Origin of the sequence: Pseudofrankia sp. DC12 (genome assembly GCF_000966285.1) — a bacterium.
Classification (GTDB): Bacteria; Actinomycetota; Actinomycetes; order Frankiales; family Frankiaceae; genus Pseudofrankia.
Genome location: NZ_KQ031391.1, coordinates 2,102,271 through 2,123,833, shown reverse-complemented (window position 1 = coordinate 2,123,833; position 21,563 = coordinate 2,102,271). Strand labels below are relative to the sequence as shown.

Here is a 21,563-nt window from a genome sequence, read left to right as displayed (position 1 = left end):
GCCATTCGGGGCTCGCGGTGGCCAGACGTGGTCGCGTGACTCCCTTGTGGCGTCGAGGGCCGGGTGTCCCTGCGTGTCCCGGCCCGCTCGTCTCCTCGTCTCCTCGCCGGGCCGTGTCGTCGCCGCTCGTGGTGACGCGGCTACCCGCGGCTTGCCGATGCCGCGCGATGTGAGTTTCCCGGCATCGCCGCGGCGGCAGCAACCGCGGCCGACGCCGTGGCGTGTTGACAGACCCGCCAATGGCCGCCGCGCCGGCGGACGAAGGCGGCCGTATGCGACGCTCCCGCCATGGCGGGAGACGGGCAGGCGACGACGGAGGAGCTGGGCCCCGCGCGGCCCGCGACCGGGCCGGCCCCGGGCGGCTACCGGGTGGGTATCGACGTCGGCGGAACGTTCACCGACCTCGCGGCCGTCGGGCCGGACGGGCACACGCTGTACGCGAAGGTGCCATCCGTCCCCGCGGATCCCTCGCTCGCGGTCCTCGCGGCGTTGTCCGTGGCCTTCGAGCAGCGATCCCGGACCACCGGGCAGACCGGGACAGCGGCGGCTCAGGGCGGCTGGATCGAGCGATTCGCGCACGGCACCACGGTCGCCACCAACGCGCTGCTCGAACGGGCCGGCGCGCGAACCGCGCTCGTCACCACACACGGCTTCCGGGACGTCGTCGAGATCGGCCGGCAGAACCGGCCGTCGCTCTACGACCTGACCAGGGACCGGCCGGCGAGCCTGGTCCCGCGCGAGCTGCGGTTCACCGTTCGCGAGCGGTGCGGGCCCGACGGCGTGTTGGAGCCCCTCACCGCCGCCGAGATCGACCGGGTGGCCGGTCGGGTGGCGGGCGTCGAGGGGCTCGCGGCGGTGGCCGTCTGCCTGTTGTTCTCGTTCGCCTGGCCGGGGCACGAACGGGCGCTCGCCGACGCCCTGCGGGCCCGGCTGCCAGGGGTGACGGTCGTGGCGTCCAGCGAGGTGCTGCCGGCGTTCCGCGAGTACGAGCGGTTCGCGACCGCCACCGCCGACGCCTACCTCACGCCGAAGCTGTCCTCCTACCTGACCCGGCTACGCGGCCGGCTGGCGCGGGCGGGGATCGGCGAACCGCTGGTCATGCAGTCGTCGGGCGGGGTCGCGGCGCTCGCCGACGCGGCCGCGCACGCCGCCACCTGCGTGCTGTCCGGCCCGGCCGGCGGTGTGGTGGGAGCGGCCTACGTGGCCGGGCTGTCCGGGGTCCGCGACCTGTTGACGTTCGACATGGGCGGCACCTCGACCGACGTCGCGCCGGTGCTCGACGGCCAGGCGCTGACCACGTCCGAGTCCGTCCTGGCCGGCGTCCCGATCATGCTCCCGACGGTGGACGTGCACTCCGTCAGCGCCGGTGGTGGATCGATCGCCTGGGCCGACTCCGGGGGCGCCCTGCGGGTCGGGCCGGCGTCGGCCGGCGCGGACCCGGGACCTGCCTGCTACCAGCGTGGCGGGCGCGAGGCGACGGTCACCGACGCGGACCTCGTGCTCGGCTATCTCGGCGACGGCGCGAGCCTCGGCCGGGGTCGGCGCGCGATCGGCGCCGAGGCCGCGCCCGGAACGGCGGAGCCGGCCTGGGAACGAGGCGACCAGGACGACCCCGAGGTCACTCTGTCGCTGGCCGCCGCCACCGCCGCGGTGGAGCGCCTCGGCGCCCGCCTGGGCCTGTCCGCGCTGGCCGCCGCTGCCGGGGTGGTCGCCGTCGCGGACGCGGAGATGACGCGGGCGCTGCGGGTCGTGTCGGTCGAGCGCGGACTGGACCCGCGCGCGCTCGCGCTGGTCGCCTTCGGCGGTGCCGGCGGGACCCATGCCTGCGCCCTGGCCGAGGCGCTCGGGATGACGACCGTGCTGGTCCCGCGGGCCGCCGGGGTGCTCTCGGCCCTGGGCCTGGCGCTCGGTGACGTCCGCCGCGACCACGCCGCCCCGCTGCGCGGCCGGCTCGGCGAGGTCGACCTGGCCGGCGCGTTCGACCGGCTCACCGTGGCGGCGCTCCAGGCCGCCGAACCCACCGGTCCGCCGGAACGGCCCCGCGAGCCCGCGGACGGCCGGTCGGCGGGCAGCGCAGCGGCCGGCGGGCCGGACGGTGGCCTTCTGCTGGAGCGGCTGGTGGACTGCCGTTATGTCGGCCAGGCGCACGAGCTGACGGTCTCCGCCGGTCCGGCGCGGCCCGCCGGTGGGGGAGACGCGGCGCCGGCCGAGGCCGCGAACCGGGCGCTGGTGACGGGCGTGCGGGCCGCCTTCGAGGCCGAGCATGCCCGCCGGTACGGCCATCTCGCGCCGGAGCGGGACGTCGAGGCCGTCGCCGTCCGGCTGGTCGCGACCTTGCCAGGGGTTCGACCGGCGCTCACCGCCGAGCCCGCCGACGCGGCGGCCAGCCGCTCACGTCGCAAGGTCTGGCTCGGCGCCGGCTGGCAGGAGGTCGACGTCGTCGCCCGGGCGGCGCTCGGGCCGGGCGACGAGCTGCCCGGCCCGGCCGTCGTCGAGTTCGACGAGGCGACCACGCTTGTCCGCCCCGGCTGGACGGCGCGGGTCGACGCCGTCGGCAGCCTCGTCCTCCAGCACGGCCGTGACGATGGGTGACCGGAATTGGGCATAGTCGGGACTTTCGCCCCGTCGGTTGTCGCCGGGAACAGTGCGCCAGCCTGCGCCGTTACGATGGGCAAGCCGGTCCGCATCATGGCCCCCGGACCTAAAAACTGTCGCTACGAGCGACCTTGCCCCGTGAGGCGACCTGGCGGGCCGGTGTCAACGATCGAAGATCGCGTCTTCTCCCAGAGGAGGCGCGATCTTTGTTTTTCGGGCGGCTGGGATCCTGCTGGCCAATTACACGCAGCTACGATTCGGCCGGGACTGGCCGCCGATCAGGGGGCGAGCGGTCGCTCCGGCGTCCGCTATGCGGCGTATGTCTGGGCGCCTCTTCTAGATCACCGAGGCTCTCCCGAATTGGCCAGCAGGGTCGGCTGGTAGCTCAGAGCGGCTGGTAGCTCAGGGCTGGCGGTAGTGGTCCCAGCCCTGTGGACCCGCGAAGGGCGCACCGTCCACCAGGACGCCGGAGCCCTCGGTGACGTGGCCGACGAGGCGGGCACCGGTTGGCAACGCGGTGTCCGGCGGGAGGCAGGCGACGAAGGCGTTGTCGTCACCGCCGGTGAGGACCCACCGCAGTGGGTCCGCGTCGAGCGCCGCCGCGGCGGCCCGCAGCGGCTCCGCGACCTCGAAGGCTCTGGCCCACAGCTGCACCTGGACCCCCGAGGCGGACGCCAGGTGGCCGACGTCGGCGAGCAGCCCGTCGCTGACGTCGCACATCGCCGTCGCGCCGGCCGCGGCCAGTGCCAGCCCGTCCGCGTAGGGCGGCTGCGGGCGCCGGTGCGCGTCGAGCAGCTCGCGCGGGCCGGCCGCGCCGGAGCCGAGCAGCTCCAGGCCGGCCTGGGCCCAGCCGAGCCGGCCGGCCACGGCGACCTGGTCCCCGGGGCGCGCCCCCGAGCGGCGGACGGCGCCCGCCCCGCCCAGGTCGCCCAGCGCGGTGATCGCCAGCAGGACCCGGTCGGCGGAGCTCACGTCGCCGCCGGCCACGAACGCCCCGATCTCCGCGCACTCGTCGCGCAGTCCGTCGGCGAGCCGCAGCGCCCAGGAGACCGGCAGGTCACCGGGGGCGGCGAGGCCGACGAGCAGACCCGTGGGCCGGGCGCCCATGGCCACCACGTCGCTGAGGTTCTGGGCCGCCGCCTTGCGGCCGACGTCGTAACCGGTCGAGTAGTCGCGGCGGAAGTGCCGGCCCTCGAGGAGCAGGTCGGTCGTCGCCACGACCCGGCCGTCGGGTGCGGCGAGCAGGGCCGCGTCGTCGCCGGGCCCGATCAGCAGCCCGTCGTGCGGTGGGAACCTGGCGGTGATCGCCCTGATCAGGCCAAACTCCCCAAGATCGGCAAGGACTCCGGTCATCGGGTCACGGTCGTCGGGTCACGGTCGTCGGGTCACGGTCGTCGGGTCGCGCGGTCATCGGGCGACGGGGGCGAAGCCGGGCGGGCGCACGTCGGAACTCTAACGTCGCCGGCCGCCCGCGTGCCGTTCCCGGCTGGCTGGCCGGCCGGCCAGCGGCGGACGGCGCGCGGAATGGCCGGCCGGCGGGTGTCCACCGGCCGGCGCGGAATGAGGGCAGGCGGTTTGGGATGAATTGCCCAGTGACCCCGGCGGGACCGACCGTATGCGGTCAAATGACGACCAGCGGCGCGGGGCCGGTCCTGGCGCGATTCAGTTGAGCCTCTCGGGAATTTCTGTCGGCGCGACCGGCGCGGCTGGAGAAATCTCCCGGTGCGGCGCCGGAATCGCGGGCCGAAATAGCCGGGGCGTCGATCGTCACTATGCCCCGGACGCACGCTGACTGTTCCGCCGCGTTAGGGTCGGCGCGATTGCGGTCTCCGTCGCCCAGGCTGACCTGACCACCGGCGGGCCGTCCGCCCGGGCGCGTCCTGGCCCACAATGGTGCCAGACGACGCGGCAGGCACAAGGACCTGGCTGGCGTCAACTGTTCCGTTCCAGCGGCAGGTTCGGCGTTCATCGGCCGGGTCTTGACGGAATGCCGGCGATGGCAACATCGCTGACATCTGACCGTCATATCGCGCTGGGACTCTGACGCCCGTGCCGCTCGACTCCCTCTGCCGCCCGAATGACCCGGCGGCGCCGGTCGTGGACGCCTCGCGGCCCAGCCCGCGCGGCCGGACCCCGCCGGCCCCCTCGGGGGTGGTTGCGCGGGCCGCGCCGGCGGCCCGCCGGCGGCCCGGGCGCAGGCGACGGTAGGGCGCCGGTGGCGCTGCAGCCAGGGAAGGGAAAGGTCGACGGCAAGCACTACCTGCCTTCGACCCCGGAGACGGTCCGGTGGGGGGAGTTGCCGACTGCCCGCACCCGCCCCGTCCTCACCGTCGACAACGGGGCGACGGTCACCATCGACACGGTCAGCCAGGAGGGAATCCTGGAGGACCAGGGCCGTGACCCGGACACGTTCTTCGCCCGGCACGGCGTCACCGCCTCCGAGGTGCTCGAGGACGCGCGGGCCATCGCCGCGTCCGGTATCCCGCACCGCTTCGGGGTCGACGGCCCGCACGTCGTGACCGGGCCCGTACACGTGCGCGGCGCCGAGCCTGGCGACGTACTGCGCGTCGAGATCCTCTCGCTGCTGCCGCGGGCCCGGTACGGGCTGATCTCCAACCGGCACGGGCAGGGCCTGCTCGCCGGCGAGTTCCCCGAGGGCCCGATGCCGGACCAGGACGCCGACGCCCGCCACTGGCAGGGCTTCCGCACCGTCGGCAGCTTCTGCGCGGTAGAGCGCCGGCGGGGCAAGCTGTTCGGCGTGCTCGACGCGACGGCCGGCGGCGCCCGGGTCCGCTTCCCGCTCAACCCGTTCGTCGGGATCATGGCGGTCGCCGTCGATCTCGGCGGAGAGCCGGGCAGCGACGGCGCCGACCCGGAGGCCGGTGCCGCCACTGTCCCGTCCACCTCCGTCGGGCTGCACGGCGGCGCCCTGGACTGCGGCGACCTCGGCCTCGGCGCCCGCCTCTACCTGCCGGTCCAGGTGTCCGGCGCGCTGTTCGCGGTCGGCGACCCGCACTACGCGGCCGGCGCCGGCAAGATCGGGCTGACCGCGTTGGAGGGCCCGCTGCGGGCCACGTTCCGGCTGTCCGCACTGCGGGAGCCGGCGGCGAGGGCGGCACTCGGATCGCTGCGGGAGCCGTTCGTCGAGACCGAGTTGTCCTGGCTCACACTGGGCCTGGATGTCGACCCCACCGAGGCGATCCGGCGGGCGGCCCGCTCGGCGGTGCTGTTCCTCTCCAGCCGGCTCGGCCTGGACCGGGCCTCGGCGCTGGCCTACCTGACGGCCGCGGCCGACTTCGGGATGAGCCAGGTTGTCAACGGCGTGCAGACCGCCTACTGCCGGATCCGGCGGTCGGACTTCACCGAGCCACCGCCGCCCCGGCCGCGGCTGCCACGCGCCGCGCTCGGCCGGCTGGTCGGCAACGACGACGGTGCCGGCTACGACGGTGCGAGCCATGACCGTGCCGGTTATGACGGTGCGAGCCATGACGGTGCGAGCCATGACGGTGCCGGTTATGACGGCCTGGATGGCGCCAGCCGCGACGGCGGCGGCTACGACGCGGACGGCGAGGCGCTCGACGGCGCGGCGCGCACCCAGGATGACGGCGATGCCCCACGCGAGGACGAGCGTGTCGGCCTCCCGCGGGCCGCCGTCCGCCGGAAGAAGGTCAACGACCCGCCGCCGCCCGCCGGCGCCGGCGCCGACGAGCGAGATGGGCAGGATGAGGCGGAGCGAGACCCCGCCGGGACGGACGGCGGACCGGCCGCTCCGGCGCCGCGGGCCGCCGATCAGGTTCCCGGCTCGCTGCCTCGGCAGGTCACCTCGAGCTCGTCGCGCCGGCCACTGCGCCGCAGCGAGACGCCGACCCCACCGTCGACGGGCTAGTCGAGGTCGTCGTCGAGCCCGTCCTGGTCGGACAGCGCGATGGGCCGCCAGCCGGCCGTCGGGGCGGTGGCGACCGGGCTGCTCGCGCCCGAGCCGGCGGCGGTCGTGCCGTCCTCGCGGGCCGGCGCGGACTTGTCCACCGGTGTGATGCCGGCGGCGGCGAGGCGGGGCCACAGGCTGGCCAGGGCGGCGGCTGGGTCGGTCTCGAAGTCGGACTGGCGGACCCGCCAGAACGGCCAGCCGGCCCGGCGCAGCTGGCGTTCCCGGGCGAAGTCGTGCGCGACCCGCGCCGTCGTCTCGACCGCGTCCCCGTCGCACTCGACGGCCAGCCGGGCGCGGCCGCCGGCGACCACCAGGTCGATCCGCCGGCCGTTGACCTCGACCTGCGGGGCCACCCGGTAGCCGGCGCTCGTGAGCTCCCGGAACACCCGCTGCTCGAACAGCGAGTCGAACCGGGGATGCGGGATGTCCGGGGCGACCTGGTCGAGCCGCGGCGGCTCCTCTGCCTCGTTCTCGTCAGCGTGGCTGTGCGCCAGTACGTAGGACAGGTAGCTGTGCCGCAGGTCGCCGGGGTCCAGGTCCTCGAGGCCGGCGGAATGGAACAGCCAGACCTGGTCGCGGGCGCGCGAGGCGGCGACGTTGAACCGCCGCTGGTACTCCTGGCGGGTCAGCGCGATGGCCGGCGCGCCCGGCGCGACGACCATCGACAGGAACACGACGTCCCGCTCGTCGCCCTGGAAGTCCGGCGGGGTGCCGACCCGGAGCCTGCGGCGCAGCTGCTCGGCGGCCGGCAGCCGGGCCGCCAACAGGGCGCGGACCAGCTCGGCCTGGCCGGTGCCCTGCAGGACGACGACGCCGAAGGAGGCGCCGTCGTAGCGCGGGTCGGCCGCGCACTCCAGCAGGTGCGCGACCAGCGCCTCGGCCTCCGCCGGGTTGCGCAGCCCGGCGCCCGCACCCGTGGTGTAGCCGTGCGGGACGTGCCGGGACCGCAGCGGCGGCAGGCGGTCGGCGCCGAACTGGCGCAGCGGCACCAGTGGCGCGTCCCGGTAGAACATCGCCGACGACCACTCGATGATCTCCGGCATGCAGCGGAAGTGCTCGCGCAGCCGGATGACCTCGCCGAACCGGGTCCGCAGCAGGCTGAACAGGCTGGAGCGCGGGGTGAACGAGACCCGTAGCCAGGCGGGCAGGTCGGGCAGCAGTGCGTCCAGCCGGCGGAAGACCGGGTCCAGCTCGTCGGCGTCGTCGGGTGCCCAGGCGTCCGGCGCGGCCAGCGCGCCGGCCTCGGCTGTCCGCTCGGGACCGCTGCCGCTCGAATCCGCGACGACTGCCCCGCGGCCCAGGGTGACCGGCGGGGTGCACTGCCGGTCATCACCCACGATGATCACCCGTGGGGCGAGCCACAGCAGGAACAGGCTGTCCAGTCCGGCCTGGCTGCCCTCGTCGACGATCACGACGTCGAAGCTGTCGCGCACCGCGGGGATGGTGGACAGGACCGCGCCGATCGGCATCACCCAGGCGGGCACGGCCGTCTGGGCGACGGCCATGGCCTCCCGTGCGGCCTGGCGGTAGCGCTCGGCGTGCCGCCCGGACCGGCTGCCGGCCCCGACGGCGTCGGCGTAGGCGCGCAGCGCGGCCGACTCCCGGGTGCCCATGCGTTCCAGGCAGTGCTGCCACGCCTTGGCGCCGGCGAGCTGGGCCGTCGCGGCGGCCACGGCGTCCTCGGCGGCGTCGAGCTGGGCGTCGAAATCGGGTGCGTCACCGGTACGGCCGGGCCCGGCGGCGCCCGCGTCGGCGAGCCAGCCGGCGGCCAGGCCCCACGACCAGGCCGCCTCGAAACGCGCGAGCCGGCGCCGCCAGTCGGCATCGCTCGCGGACGTCGCCGGGTCGGGACCGCCGGCCTCGGCGACCAGCAGCTCCGCGAGCGCCGGGTGCGCGGCCGTCAGGCGGCTCAGCAGGTCCGCCCGCCGCGTGGAGGCCCGGCGGGCGGCGGCCGCGTCGAGCAGCCGGTGGCGCGCGGCGCCGTAGGCGGCCGGGTCGCGGGTCGCGAGGCTGGCCGCGACCTGGCGCAGCTCGGCCGGGAAGCCGGGCCGCTCGGCGGCACTCAGCACCTCTGCGCGCAGCTGGTCGAGGTCAGCCTGAGCCTGGGCGGCGGCGAGGCGCAGCCGGGCGATCGCGGCCGCGTCGACCAGATCGTGCAGCGCGTCCGTCGAGCTGAGGTCGACCAGGCCGGAGCCGACCGCGAGCCTGTCGGCCTCAGATCGGGCCGAGCTGGGGGTCGTCTCGGCCTCCAGCGCCGCGAGCAGGGAACGGGCCCGATCGCGCGCCGTGACCACGGCGACGATCGCGCCGAGCGCGTCCTGCGCCTCGATGAGCCGCGCCAGCCGGGCCTCGGGCGCCGCGGCGTCCCCGGCCGGCTCGTCGACTGCGCCCCTCGGCTCGAAGCCGACCATGACACCGGCAAGCGCCCAGGCCCTGGCCGCGGCGTCGATCGCGACCTCGGCCCGCAGCCTGGCGAGCACCAGGTCGAGCAGCTCGGCTGTGGTCGGTGCGAGGCCGTCGACCGTCGTTCCCTCGAGCAGGTCCGCCGCGTCCTTCTGTGCCCGGGACCGGAACATCCGGCGCAGGTTGCCGCCCTCGTCCAGATGGCCCCGCAGGGCCTCGCCGGTGGCGAGCAGCCTCGCGGCGGGCGTGGCGGTGGGGTCGGCGGGAACCACCCCGGCGGCCGCGGCGGCGGTCACGTCGGCCGGCAGGCTGACGGCCCGCAGCCCGAGCGTGGCGAGCGCCTCGGTCGCCGCGTCGAGGGCTGACCCGGCCGACGTGACCTTCGTCCAGACGGCGGCGTCGCGGCCGACGAGGGCCGCGTCGAGCGCGCGCGGCAGCCAGGGGGCGTGCCGGGCGGTCCGTCGCGCTCCCTCCAGCGTGCGGGTGACGGTGCCGACCGCGGCGGTGAGCCGGTCCAGGCCCGCCGTGTCGAGGACGCCGAGCGCGGCGGCGACCGCGCGGACCGCCGACCCGGTGGCGGAACGGGTGGCCGCGGCGGCCTCCGCCGCCGTGGCCCGCTCCCTGTCCACCAGCCGTTCGATCGCCTCGACGGAGGGCAGGGACATCGGGCCGAGGCCGAGGTCGTCGCCGGTCAGATCACCGGGCTCGGGCGTGGTACCGGGATCGGGGAAGGAGCTGTCGGCGGTCCGCAGCAGCGTCCACAGCTCGGTGGCCTCGGCCGCGCTCAGCGGCGGCGCGGGCGGGGCGTCCGGCGGGACCTCCCCGGCGCCGGCGTCCCGGCCGTTCGGCCGAGCCTCGCCCGGGGCGCCGCCTGCCCGCAGCCGCGCGTCCCCACGGGGAACGGGGCTCGGAAGCCAGCCGTGGTCGTCCTGCTCGCGGCGGACCCTGGCGGCGATCGCGCCGCGGGTGCCCGACCAGCCGGGGGCGACCTCGCTCGCGGGATGGCCGATGGCCTCGGCGGCCCGCTGCAGCTGGATGGCCGCGGCAAGCTCGTCGCGGCGGGCCACGGCGGCGTCCCGGCGGGCCCGGGCGGTGTCGATGCGGCGGGCCTGGCCGGCGGGGTCGTAGGCCGCCTTCTCGGCCGCCAGCGCGCTGACGCTGACCGTGAGCTCGTCCGTGCCGAGCCCCTCGGCGTCGGTGAGCGACACGCACAGGCGCCGCAGCGACTCGGGCAGCTTGTCGCGCAGCACGCGCAGCGCCTGCGCCTTCTGGCTGGTCACCAGGACGCGCTGGCCCTCGGCGAGCAGCGCCGAGACCAGGTTGGCGATGGTGTGGGTCTTCCCGGTGCCCGGCGGCCCCTCGACGACGACGCCGCTGTCGTGCCGCAGCCGGGCCACGACGTGCGCCTGCTCGGGGTTCGCCGGCAGCGGGAACAACGGGTCGTCCGACAGCCGGCCCGGGCTGGCGGCGCCCTCGGCGGCCAGCCACGCCAGCCGCTCGTCGGCCTCCAGCGTCTCCACCAGCTGGACGAGGCCCAGCGGCGGGCGGCCGTCGCCGCGCAGCGCGTCGAGCATCTGCTCGTAGTACGTCAGCAGCGCCGCCTGGCCGCGGGCACGGAGCACGATCGCCGGGGCGAGGTCGATGCGGGGCCGGTCGGTCGGCGGGCCGGACGGCTGCCACGACGGGTGATAGCCGTCGTGGCCGACGTCGAGCGCGACCGCCAGCCAGTCCCGCAGCAGCCGTTCGTCGTCCGCGCCGAGCGGCGCCGCCGGGCGGGCCCGCAGCCGCTCGTGCAGCGCGTTTGTGCGCTCCTCGTGGAAGACGGCGAGGCCGTCGAGCAGCGGGCCGTCCTCCAGCCTCGTCGCGACCCCGGCTGGGACCCGCAGCCGGATCGCCGAGCTCACCGGGTCGATCTCGACGGCCAGCCGGGTGGTCAGCAGGTGGCGCCGCAGCGTCCGGCCATCGGGGGCCCGCCAGGACAGCAGCCCGGTGGCGAGCACCAGCTCCAGCCCGTCGCCCTCCTGGGCGAGCCGGCCGGCGACGCTGTGCAGCGTGCCGTGCAGGGTGCGCCGGTCCGCGTCGGCCCGGGCCCGGCTGGCCCAGATCTGCCAGGTCGGCAGCCAGTCCTGGTAGGCCGCCGGCACCTCCGGGCGGTCGACCAGGCGGACCGGCTCGGCGAACCCGTCCGTGACCGGCTGGCCGCCCGGGCGCAGCGGGATGGCGTCGGGCCAGACCCCGTCCGGCCAGCCGCCGGGCTCCCCGCCGGACCAACGAAGCTGGTCAGGGGCCCGCAGGCTGGTCTCGCGCAGCGGCGGCGAGTCCGACGGGAGGTCGCCCGGCTCGGGCAGCACGACCCAGCCGGCCAGCGCGTCCGGCAGCGGAGGCGGCGAGGGCAGCACGGCCGCGGCCGGAGCCTCCAGCACGACCTCGCCGGCGGTCGCGTGCTCGAACAGCGACAGGCCGCCGGGCAGCTCGGCCAGCCACAGCGCCAGCGGGTTGTCCTCGACCCGCGTCACCTGGTCGGCCTGGGAGAGCGCCACCTCGTGCAGGAATCGCACCATCCGGTGACACCGGTTGGTAAGCATCGCGAAACGTTCCCGCTGCGCCGCCGCCGTCTCCATCCACCCCTCCCGCCTGGATCCCCGAATCATCCTCCACGTCGCCGTCGTGCCCGCCGGCTGCCCGGGCTCGGCTGGCTGGGCGGCCGTCCGGCGTGCCCCCGGAGGGACGGCTTGGGCCGGCCGTGGCCGGCGTGGGCGCAGCCAGCCGGGTGGTGTCGTCCGGAGGTGGCCCGGGCCGGGGGCGCCGCCGCCGGCTGATCGAGGAGGCGGGAGAATGAGCGCCGCCCGGGTGGCGATGGCGCCGCCGTAGGGCCAGCGCGGTTCGGGAGGCGTGGCGCGCGTGGCGGGTTCGGCGGATGGCGGTGGCGAGCTGGACGGGACGCCCGTCTGGAGCGGTCCGGCGGCCGCGTCGGCGGCTCCGTTCTACGTCGACCTGCACGTGCACTCGAAGTACTCGCGGGCCTGTAGCCGGGACTGCGACCTGGAGCATCTGGCCTGGTGGGCGGCCCGCAAGGGCATCCGGGTCGTCGGTACGGGGGACTTCACCCACCCGGCCTGGGCCCAGGAGCTCGAGGACAAGCTGGTGCCGGCCGAGCCGGGGCTGTTCCGGCTGCGGCCCGACCTGGAACAGGACGTGCTGCGCCGGCTGCCCGTGTCCTGCCGGACCGCGACCCGGTTCCTGCTGTCCACCGAGATCTCGACGATCTACAAGAAGGGCGACCGGACCCGCAAGGTCCACCACCTTCTCTACGCCCCCGACCGGGAGGCGGCTGCCCGGATCACGGCGGCGCTGGCCCGGATCGGCAACCTCGCCGCCGACGGCCGCCCGATTCTCGGGCTCGACTCGCGGCACTTGCTCGAGATCACCCTGCAGTCCGACCCGGGCAGCTACCTCGTCCCGGCGCACGTCTGGACCCCGTGGTTCGCGGTCCTCGGCTCGAAATCCGGGTTCGACGCCGTCGACGACTGCTATGACGACCTCGCCCACGAGGTCTTCGCCCTGGAGACCGGGCTGTCCGCCGACCCGGAGATGTTCTGGCGGATCTCCGGGCTCGACCGGTACCGGCTCGTCTCCAACTCGGACGCGCACTCGCCGCCCATGCTCGGCCGCGAGGCCACCGCGCTGTCCTGCGACCTGGACTATTTCGCGATCAAGGACGCGCTGCGGACCGGCGCCGGCTACACGGGAACCGTCGAGTTCTTCCCGGAAGAAGGCAAGTATCACCATGACGGCCATCGGGCCTGTGGCGTGCGGTTCACCCCGGCGGAGACCAAGGCCGCCGGCGGTGCGTGTCCGTCCTGCGGCAAGCCGCTGACCGTCGGCGTGCTGCACCGCGTCGACGCGCTCGCCGACCGGGAGACGCTGCACGTACCGGCCACGGCCGGGCAGGTGCGCTCGTTCGTCGCGTTGCCGGAGATCGTAGGCGAGATCCTCGGAGTGGGGCCCAAGAGCAAGGCGGTCGCGACCCAGGTCGGCTCGCTTGTCGAACGGCTCGGCCCGGAGCTGGGCATCCTGGGCGACGTCGAGCTCGCCGCGATCGGGGCGGCCGGCTCGGCGGAGCTGGTCGAGGCGGTCGGCCGGCTGCGCCGCGGCGAGGTGCTGCGGGAGGCCGGCTTCGACGGTGAGTACGGCGCGATCCGGATGTTCGCCCCCGGCGAGCTGGGCGGGCAGACGGCGACCCTGTTCGACCTCGCGTCGTCCGCTCCGGCCGCGAAGCCCAGGCGAGTGGCGGTGCCACCGCCACGTCGGCCGTCGGAGCCCGCGTCGTCGCCGACCGTCCCGTCGGAACCCGTCCCGTCCGCGCCCTTAGTCTCGGAGACCCGCACGTCGCAGGAAGCGTCGGCGGAGCCTGCCGGCGAGCCGGGGACCCTGGAGACGGCGGGGCTGTCCCCCGCCGCCGGCGGCCCGGCCAGCGTCCTGGACGGGCTGGACCCGGACCAGCGCGCGGCGGCGGCCGTGACCGGTGGGCCGTTGGTGATCCTGGCCGGGCCCGGCACGGGCAAGACCCGGACGCTGGTGCACGCGATCGCCCACCGGGTCCGCGAGCGAGGTGTTCCGGCCGGGGAGTGCCTCGCCGTCACGTTCACCCGGCGGGCGGCCGACGAGCTCGTCGAACGGCTCGACGGGCTGCTCGGGCCGGCGAGCGGCGGCGGCCTGGACGGCGGCCTCGGTGGCGGCCAGGCGCGCGACCAGCGCGTCACCGCCACGACGTTCCACGGGCTGGGCCTGCTGGTCGTCCGCGAGCAGCACATCCGGCTCGCCCGGGGGCCGCAGGTCCAGGTCGCCGACGACGCGGTCCGCGTCGAGCTGCTGGCCGAGGCGCTCGGGGACGCCGCCGGCACGGTCGCCGCCAGGGCCGCGGCCGCGCGCCGGATCGGCGAGCTCAAGCGGCGCCGGGCGCTGGGGGACCAGGTGCGCGGCGACGAGCTGTCGGGCGTGCTCGCCCGCTACGACGCCGCGCTGCGTGAGCGTGACCTCGTGGATCTCGACGACCTGCTGGCGCTGCCGCTAGCGCTGCTGACCGCCGAGCCGGAGCTGGCGGAGGGCTACCGGCGCCGGTTCCGGCACGTCTGGGTCGACGAGTACCAGGACGTCGACGAGGCCCAGTACCGGCTGCTGCGGGTGCTGTGCCCGCCGGCCGGGAACCTGACCGTGATCGGTGACCCGGACCAGGCGATCTACTCCTTCCGGGGCGCTGACGTCGGGTTCTTCCTGCGCTTCGAGCAGGACTTCCCGGCCGCCCGGCGCGCCGCGCTGACCCGCAACTACCGCTCGACCGGGACGATCGTCGCCGCCGCCCGCTCGGCGATCGCGCCGGCCAGCTTCGTCCCCGGCCGGGAGCTGGTCGCCGTCCACCCGGACGGTCCGGACGCGCCAGCGCCATCGGCTGGCGAGGCGAACCTCGCGGGGCTCGGACCGGACCGGCGCGGCCAGGCCCCCGCCGGGCCCGGTGGGGCGCCGGTGCTGGTCCGGGCCTGCGCGAGCGAGGCGCAGGAGGCGCTCGCCGTCGTCGACACGATCGAGGCGGCGCTGGGCGGCACCTCCTTCCACTCGCTCGACAGCGACGTCTCGGGCCAGCTCGGGACCGACCGGCCCGACGGCCCGGCCGGCGGCTACCTGTCGTTCGCCGACATCGCCGTGCTGTACCGGACGGCCCGGCAGGCCGAACCGGTCATGGCGGCGCTGGCCAGGCGGGGCCTCCCCTTCCAGCGGCGTTCGCACGGGCCGCTCGCCGACGCGCCCGGCGTTGCCGTGCTGCTCGCCGAGCTGCGGGCCGAGCGCCGGGACGGCGCTCCCCGGTCCGTCTCGGCCGCCGTGCGTGACGCGGCTGCCAGGGCGGCCGTTCGTGCCACCGCCCGCGGCACAGTTCTCGCCGCGGTCCTGGCCGCCGACCGGCCGGAGCCGTCGTTGGCGCCGGCGCGCGAGACGGCTGGCCCACCGGGGGTCGCGTCCGAGGCGGAGATCAGGGTGGGCGTCGAGCTGCTGGCGCCGGCCGCGGCCGCGGCGGGGGACGACCTGGTCGGCTTCCTCACCTCGGTCTCGCTGGCCACCGAGTCCGACACCCTCGACCCCCGCGCCGACCGGATCTCCCTGCTCACCCTGCACGCCGCGAAGGGCCTGGAGTTCGGCCTGGTGTTCATCGTCGGGTGCGAGGACGGCCTGCTTCCGATGACCTGGGGCCGGCCGCCGCGCTCCGGCGACAGGGCTGGCCACGCCGGCGGGCCGGACGATCCGGCCCGCGGCCCGCTAGCCGAGGAACGGCGGCTGTTCTTCGTCGGCATTACCCGGGCCCGCGGCCGGCTCGTCCTGAGCCACGTGACCTCGCCCGCCGGTGCCACGGTCAGGCGGGCCCCGTCGCCGTTCCTGGCCGACCTCGACCCGCGTCTGCTCGACCGCCATTCGGGCCGTCCTGGACAGCTCCCGCGGGCCCGTCCGGCCGGCGAACAGCTGCGGCTGCTCTGACCTCGGCGGACGCACGGCGAGGGGAACGGCACGGCTGCGGGTGGGTTGGCTCAACCCGCTCCCCACGAGCGCCCGCGCCGGCCTCCCCGATCGGTCCAGTGCTGGGCGCGCGAGGTATGAAGGTTGGCGACACCAGGGCGCATCCCCCCAAAGAGCCCCCGGAACGCCCGGAAGGGCGAACGAGATCTACGGAGTGCTGCGATCCTGAACCGACCGACCGAACCGTCGAGCGCCGCACCGTCTCTGGCCGGGCAGGACGACCTCCCCGCCGGCGACGTCATGGTCGAACGGGTCCCGAGAGACGTACCGATGACCGCGCAGCCGGCGATCGCCTCGCCCGAGGGCGCCGACGGCGGACCGCCAGCCGCGAGGACGCCGCGGTGGCCACTCGCGGTCATCGCGGCAGGCATGGTCACGCTGTTCCTGCTGCAGGCGCCGGGGCGCCTGGTGGCCGACACCAAGATGAACGTGCCACTGGACCCGCTGCGGTTCATGGAGTGGGCGACCCACCTGTGGAACTCGTCGGCCGACTTCGGCTTCCTGCCGAACCAGTACATCGGCTACCTGTTCCCGATGGGGCCGTTCTTCCTGCTCGGGAAGGTCATGGGCGTCCCCGCCTGGATCACCCAGCGGCTGTGGATGGCGCTGATCCTCACGGTGGCGGCCTGGGGCCTGGTCCGGCTCGCCGACGCGCTGCGGATCGGGCGGCCGTGGACCAGGGTGGTCGCGGGCGTCGGGTACGGCCTCTCGCCCATGTTCATCGGGAAGATCGGCGCCTCGTCGGTCGCGTTGACCGGCGCGGCGATGCTGCCCTGGATCACGCTGCCGCTCGTGCTCGCGTTGCGCCCGGACGGCGCCGGCGGCATCGACACCGGTACAGCGGCCGGAACCGGCCCGGACGCTTCGGCCGCCGCGGCCCGCCGGCTGTCACCGCGCCGGGCGGCGGCGCTGTCGGGTCTGGCGATCGTGTGCACCGGCGGTGTCAACGCGTCCGTCACGCTGTGCGTCCTGGTCTGCCCGGCGGTGCTGCTCGTGTTCGCCGGCGGGTCGCGGCGCGCCTGGGCACTGCGGGCGTGGTGGGTGCTCGCCGTGTTCCTGGCGACCGCCTGGTGGCTGCTCGCGCTGATGACGCAGAGCCGTTACGGGCTGAACTTCCTGCCGTTCACCGAGACCGCGGCGACCACGACCTCCCCGACGTCGGTCGCGGAGGCGCTGCGCGGTACCACGGACTGGCTGGCCTACCTGCGCGTGCCGGCGCCCTGGCTGCCGGCCGCCTCGGTGGACGTGACGAACCCGGTCGCCGTGGTCGGCTCGGCCGTGGCCACCGCCATCGGACTTTGGGGGCTGGCCCGCCGGGACCTGCCCGCGCGCCGCTTCCTCATCGTGAGCCTCGCCGCCGGCATCGTCGCCGTGTCGGCCGCCTACCCCGGCCAGCCGGGCAGCCCGCTGGCCGACGGCGTCCGCCACCTGCTCTCGGGGCAGCTCGGCTTCCTGCGCAACGTCTACAAGTTCGAGTCGGTCGCCCACGTACCGCTGGCGCTGGGGATCGCCCATGCCCTGCACGTCGTCAGCGGTACACACGGCCAGGCGAGGTCTGCCGACGCGGCGGGCGAAGTCCCAGCCTGGCGCCGCCGCCTGGCCGCGGCCCTCGGCCGGCTGCGCCGCCCGGCCAGGCTCGAGCACTCGTTGCCGCGGCTGCGCCCGCGCTCGGCCATCGCCGGTGTTCTCGTCCTCGCCGCCGTGGGAACGGGCGTCATGCCGGCCTTCGAAGGCCAGATGTTCCAGGCCGGCACGTTCAAGGAGGTGCCCGGCTACTGGCACCAGGCGGCGGACTGGCTCGCGAGCAACCCGGCCGGTGGCACCACGCTGGTCCTGCCCGCCAAGCCGTTCGCGGAATACGACTGGGGGCGCCCGCTCGACGAGCCGATGGCCTTTCTGGCCAGCACCCCCTGGGCGGCCCGCTCGCTGATCCCGCTGGGGAACGCCGGGATGACCAGATGGATGGACGGCATCGAGCAGGAGCTGGCGCTCGGGTCGGCCTCCGGCCTCGCGGACGCGCTCGCCCGCGCGGGCGTCGGCCAGGTGCTAATCCGCAACGACATCTCCGACGAGGACTGGGACAACCCGCCGTCGACGAGCGAGATCTACCGTGCGCTGGCCAACTCGGGCCTGCGTCGCGCCGCCACGTTCGGGCCGATGAAGACGGCCAGGCCGAGCGCCCGGGATCGGCTGATCGCGGGGAAGGCGAAGCCCACCCAGAAGGTCCCGGCGCTGGATGTCTGGGTCGTTCCGAACGGCGCCACCCAGGTCACCGCCTACCCGGCTGACACCACCATGGTGGTGTCAGGCGGCTCCGAGGCCACGGTGCAGATGGCCGCGCACGGGGTCCTCGGCACCGATCGCGCCGTGGTGCTCGCGAACGACCTCTCCGGCCTGCCGGGCGCACCCGACGACGCCACGACGCCGTCCGGCGGCCTGGTCCCGCCCGTACCGGCCAGCGACATCATCGGGCCCACCACGGCGATGGTCACGACCGATACCCTGACCCGCCGCGAGACCGACTTCGGCGTCATCCACAACGCGACGTCCTACCTGCTCGGCCCGGACGAGAACGCGGCCGGGGAGACCGGGCCGCCGCACCAGTGGCTGGACGAGCCGGCCGACGGCCACCAGACCGTCGCCGCCTACGAGAACGGGGTGCAGGTCAGGGCCTCCTCGTACGGGTCGAAGCTGGTCGCCAGACCCGACGTCTCACCCGCGGCGGCCGTCGACGGCCTGCCGTTCACCTCCTGGTCCGTCGTCGCCGACCCGTCCAAGGGCTCCGTCGGCGGCTGGATCGAGGTGGACGTCCCCAAGGCGACCTCCGTGCCGTACATCGACGTGCAGCTGCTGGAAGAGGGGTCCTGGCGCCCGGCGGTCCAGGCCCTGCGGGTGACGACGAGTACGGGTTCGGTCGTCACCACGGTGCGCTCGGACGAGACGACGCAGCGATTGGCCGTCCCCGCCGGGGCGAGCACGTCGTTCCGGGTCACGTTCGAGAAGGTCACCCAGAAGTCCGGCTCGACCTACGGCGCCGGCATCCGCGAGCTCAAGCTGCCCGGGGTGGCCATCCAGCGCTACGTCCAGACCCCGTCGGACACCGCGGGCCTGTTCACGGCTGGTGTCGGGCAGGTCGCGTACACGTTCGACCGCGAGGCGGTGGACGTCACGGAGCCGTTCGGCGGCTCGGAGGAGCTCAGCCTGCACCGCCGGTTCGACGTGCCGCGGCCGATGACCTTCGCCGTCCTGGGGACCACGACGGGCGTTCCGTCGCTGACGGTCGGTTCGGCCGTCCCGGCGCCCGCGTTCGAGCTGCCCTGCGGGAAGGGCCCGGCGGTGATCGTCGACGGGACCCGCTACGAGCTGCGGGTCGAGGGCCAGCAGTCCGACATCGCCGCCGCGAAACCGCTGGGGATCGGGGTCTGCACCCCGGACGGGACGATCCCGCTGTCGGCCGGGCAGCACGACCTTCAGATTGACGAGGCCGGCACGGGCCTGCTCATGTCGTCGCTGACCCTGGTTGGCGCGGGTGGCCAGATCAGCACCGACAAGGCGCGCTCGACGACGGTCACCAGCTGGGGGTCCGAGCGCCGGACGGTCCAGATCGGGTCCGGCACGAGGGCGCTGCTGGCGGTCCACGAGAACGCCAACGCGTCGTGGACCGCGACGCTGGGCGGGCAGCGGCTCACCCCGCTGCGGCTGGACGGCTGGCAGCAGGGGTGGATCGTGCCGGCCGGCTCCGGCGGCACGATCGTGATCGAGAACCTGCCGGGCTACTCCTACCGGACCCGGCTGTTCGTCGGTGGTCTCCTGGCACTGCTCCTCATCGCGCTGGCGCTGCTGCCCGGCCGGTGGCGGCTGCGGCGCTCGGTGGAGCCCGACGACTACCCGCGGTTCCTGAACCCGTGGACGATGCCCGTGGTAGGTCGCCTCGCGCGGGTGCCCGGCTGGCTTGCCGGCGGCCTGCTCGGCACGATCGCCGTGTTCCTCGTCGCCGGACCGGTCGCGCTCGCCGTGCCGGTCCTGGTCCTGGTCGGGCGGCGCTACCCACCGGCACTCGGGTGGACCACCCTGCTGTTCATGATTGCCTCGGGCGTGGGCGTCGCGGTGCGGCCGGACGCCGTTCCCACCTCCCATGCAGGTGCGTTCGGCCCGTTCGTCCAGACCTGTGGGGCGATCGCCCTGGCGGCCGTCGTGGCCGCGCTCGCGCTGCGCGGCAGTGCCCCGCAAGCCGAGCTGGCCGAGCCGGCCCCGCCAGGCGAGCCCGCGGATCCGTCTCCACCGACCGCGGCGCCGCCGCCGGTGGTCGCCCCCGCGGTCGGCAACCCGGCGGAGACGACGGACACGCACTGGATTCGGCGGCGTACGTGATCCAACGGACCACGGGGCGCCGGGGCCTGACCCGCCGGCAGCTCATCGGTGCCGCCGGCCTCACTGTCGCGTCCGTCGGTGCCGCGGTGGCCTGCGACGAGCCGGGCGGCCCGCCGGCCCCGGCGCCGAGCGGGGGGCCACCGCTGACGACCGTCTTCGGCGCCCCGGGGTCACTCGACGGCCTGAAGGGCTATCCGTCGACGACCCTGGTCGAGGTGCCCGAGCTGCGCTTCGGGGCCGGGCAGGCGGCCTTCATGTCGACCGTCGCCGGCGACGGCTCGGTGTTCGTCGGCACGACCCCGTTCAGCGACGACCAGGCGCGGCCGACCAGCAACGACATGGAGATCGGTGTCTTCACCCCGTCCGCGCGGCAGTTCACCCGGATGGTCATCCCGACGACCACGGGCCAGACCACGACGGCGAGCACCGACCGCAACTTCCGGGGGATCGGCGGCGCCGACGTCAGCGACGTGCTCGTCGTGTCCGACCCCGGGGGCACACCGCGCGTGCTCTTCGTCTCCGCGCTGCCGTTCCACGGCTGGGACACCCGGACGTCGGGCCAGTACCCGTCCGTCGGGCAGCTGGTGCTGGGCACCGAAGGGTGGCGGTACGAACGAACGCTGTCCTGGACCGCCGACGAGCTTGCCGGCCGCGCCGAGCCGTGGACCGCCACCCAGGCCTACCCCCAGGTCAGCCCGGCGCCGCGGACGCCCCGAGGCCCGGTCTCGCTCGCCCGGCTGCCCCGCTCCGGGCACGTCGTGGTGGCCCAGTACTTCGGCGACCCCCGCGGCGGGACCGACTCCGGTGCGCTGGCTGTGCTCGATCTGGACGGCCGGCTCAAAGCCTGGTGGCAGTACCCGCCGACGCAGCCGCTGGGCGTGCCGGTGGTGGTGAACCCCCGCGAGGTCGCGGCCGACCCGACCAGCGAGCTCGACGACGAGCGGTTCGTGCTCATCAGCGACTGCCGGGACGGTGACCACAAGACTCAGCCGTTCCCGATCCAGGAGTTCTCGTACTCGGCCTCGGCCGGGCAGATCGTCCCGCGCAGCGGGGCGGTGCGCGCCGTGCAGGACGGCTCCCGGATGGAGACCGCCTGCTTCGACGACGCCGGGAACCTGTACGTGGCGCGGACGAAGGCCGACGGGCTGAGCGCCGCCACGATGGCCGTCTATCCCAAGCTGGGCAGCGAGCGTGGTCTGGTACGCCGGGCGCCCGCCGTCGGTGACTGGACCCAGACCTTCGGCGTCGAGTGCGCCCCCGACTACCTGGTGTCCGGGACGGATCGTGGGGGGCTGGTGCGCAGCCTGACCATCGACCCGGCGACCGGCGTCGTCCTCGCCGTCGCGGTTGGCGGATTGCTCCAGGCGGTGCGCCCGGCCGGCTCGGGCGACCAGATGACCTTCACGATCGCGGCCTCGGTCGACCTGGGCCTCGCCAAGCTGCGCGAGTCGTCGAAGTGGTACGTCGGGGTGCGCCGCGGCGCCGTCGACGCCGACCGCCGGATCCTCTGGCTGCCGGTCAACCAGCTGGTGCTCGACGGCCTCAAATGGCCGTACAAGCCGTTCCGGCTCGACCAGTGGCTGGCCCGGGTCGACCTGCGAGTCCTGCTCGCTTCCTGACCCGGGGGCGAGTCTGCGACGAACCGCCAACGCGACCCAGGTGCTGCCCACGGGCAGGCGTGGCCCCACGCGTCCACATCGGC

At 75.4% G+C, this 21,563-nt stretch carries 7 protein-coding genes; 5 read left to right on the top strand and 2 right to left on the bottom strand.

The genetic code is table 11. From position 1 onward, the window contains the following. Nucleotides 1-288: 288 nt before the first annotated feature. Nucleotides 289-2,592, top strand: coding sequence for a hydantoinase/oxoprolinase family protein (locus FRADC12_RS08535; RefSeq protein ID WP_084010524.1), 2,304 nt, complete (start codon nucleotides 289-291; stop codon nucleotides 2,590-2,592). Between the two features lie 405 nt (nucleotides 2,593-2,997). On the opposite strand, the gene FRADC12_RS08530 is transcribed toward FRADC12_RS08535, so the two are convergent. Then, on the bottom strand, nucleotides 2,998-3,948 hold the full coding sequence (locus FRADC12_RS08530; protein ID WP_045876257.1) for a thiamine-phosphate kinase: 951 nt from the start codon (nucleotides 3,946-3,948) through the stop codon (nucleotides 2,998-3,000). A gap of 862 nt (nucleotides 3,949-4,810) precedes the next feature. Here FRADC12_RS08530 and FRADC12_RS08525 point away from each other — a divergent pair. Further along, on the top strand, nucleotides 4,811-6,481 hold the full coding sequence (locus tag FRADC12_RS08525; RefSeq protein WP_045876256.1) for an acetamidase/formamidase family protein: 1,671 nt from the start codon (nucleotides 4,811-4,813) through the stop codon (nucleotides 6,479-6,481). On the opposite strand, the gene FRADC12_RS08520 is transcribed toward FRADC12_RS08525, so the two are convergent. Continuing rightward, a complete protein-coding gene (locus FRADC12_RS08520; protein WP_045876255.1) occupies nucleotides 6,478-11,547 on the bottom strand; it encodes a PDDEXK-like endonuclease domain-containing protein in 5,070 nt (1,689 codons plus the stop codon). The two genes, FRADC12_RS08525 and FRADC12_RS08520, sit on opposite strands and share 4 nt — an antisense overlap. Before the next feature lie 310 nt (nucleotides 11,548-11,857). Here FRADC12_RS08520 and FRADC12_RS08515 point away from each other — a divergent pair, with 310 nt between their 5' ends. The 3 genes from FRADC12_RS08515 (at nucleotide 11,858) to FRADC12_RS08505 (ending at nucleotide 21,480) form a co-directional block, all read left to right on the top strand. After that, complete coding sequence (locus tag FRADC12_RS08515) at nucleotides 11,858-15,451, top strand: UvrD-helicase domain-containing protein (protein WP_349305931.1); 3,594 nt, start codon at nucleotides 11,858-11,860, stop codon at nucleotides 15,449-15,451. A 309-nt stretch (nucleotides 15,452-15,760) separates the two neighbouring features. Next, nucleotides 15,761-19,861 carry an alpha-(1->3)-arabinofuranosyltransferase domain-containing protein gene (locus FRADC12_RS08510; RefSeq protein WP_045876254.1) on the top strand — a complete coding sequence of 1,367 codons (4,101 nt, stop codon included), beginning with the start codon at nucleotides 15,761-15,763 and terminating at the stop codon, nucleotides 19,859-19,861. After that, complete coding sequence (locus tag FRADC12_RS08505) at nucleotides 19,858-21,480, top strand: hypothetical protein (RefSeq protein ID WP_045876253.1); 1,623 nt, start codon at nucleotides 19,858-19,860, stop codon at nucleotides 21,478-21,480. Before FRADC12_RS08510 ends, FRADC12_RS08505 begins: the two co-directional genes overlap by 4 nt. Nucleotides 21,481-21,563: the final 83 nt, after the last annotated feature.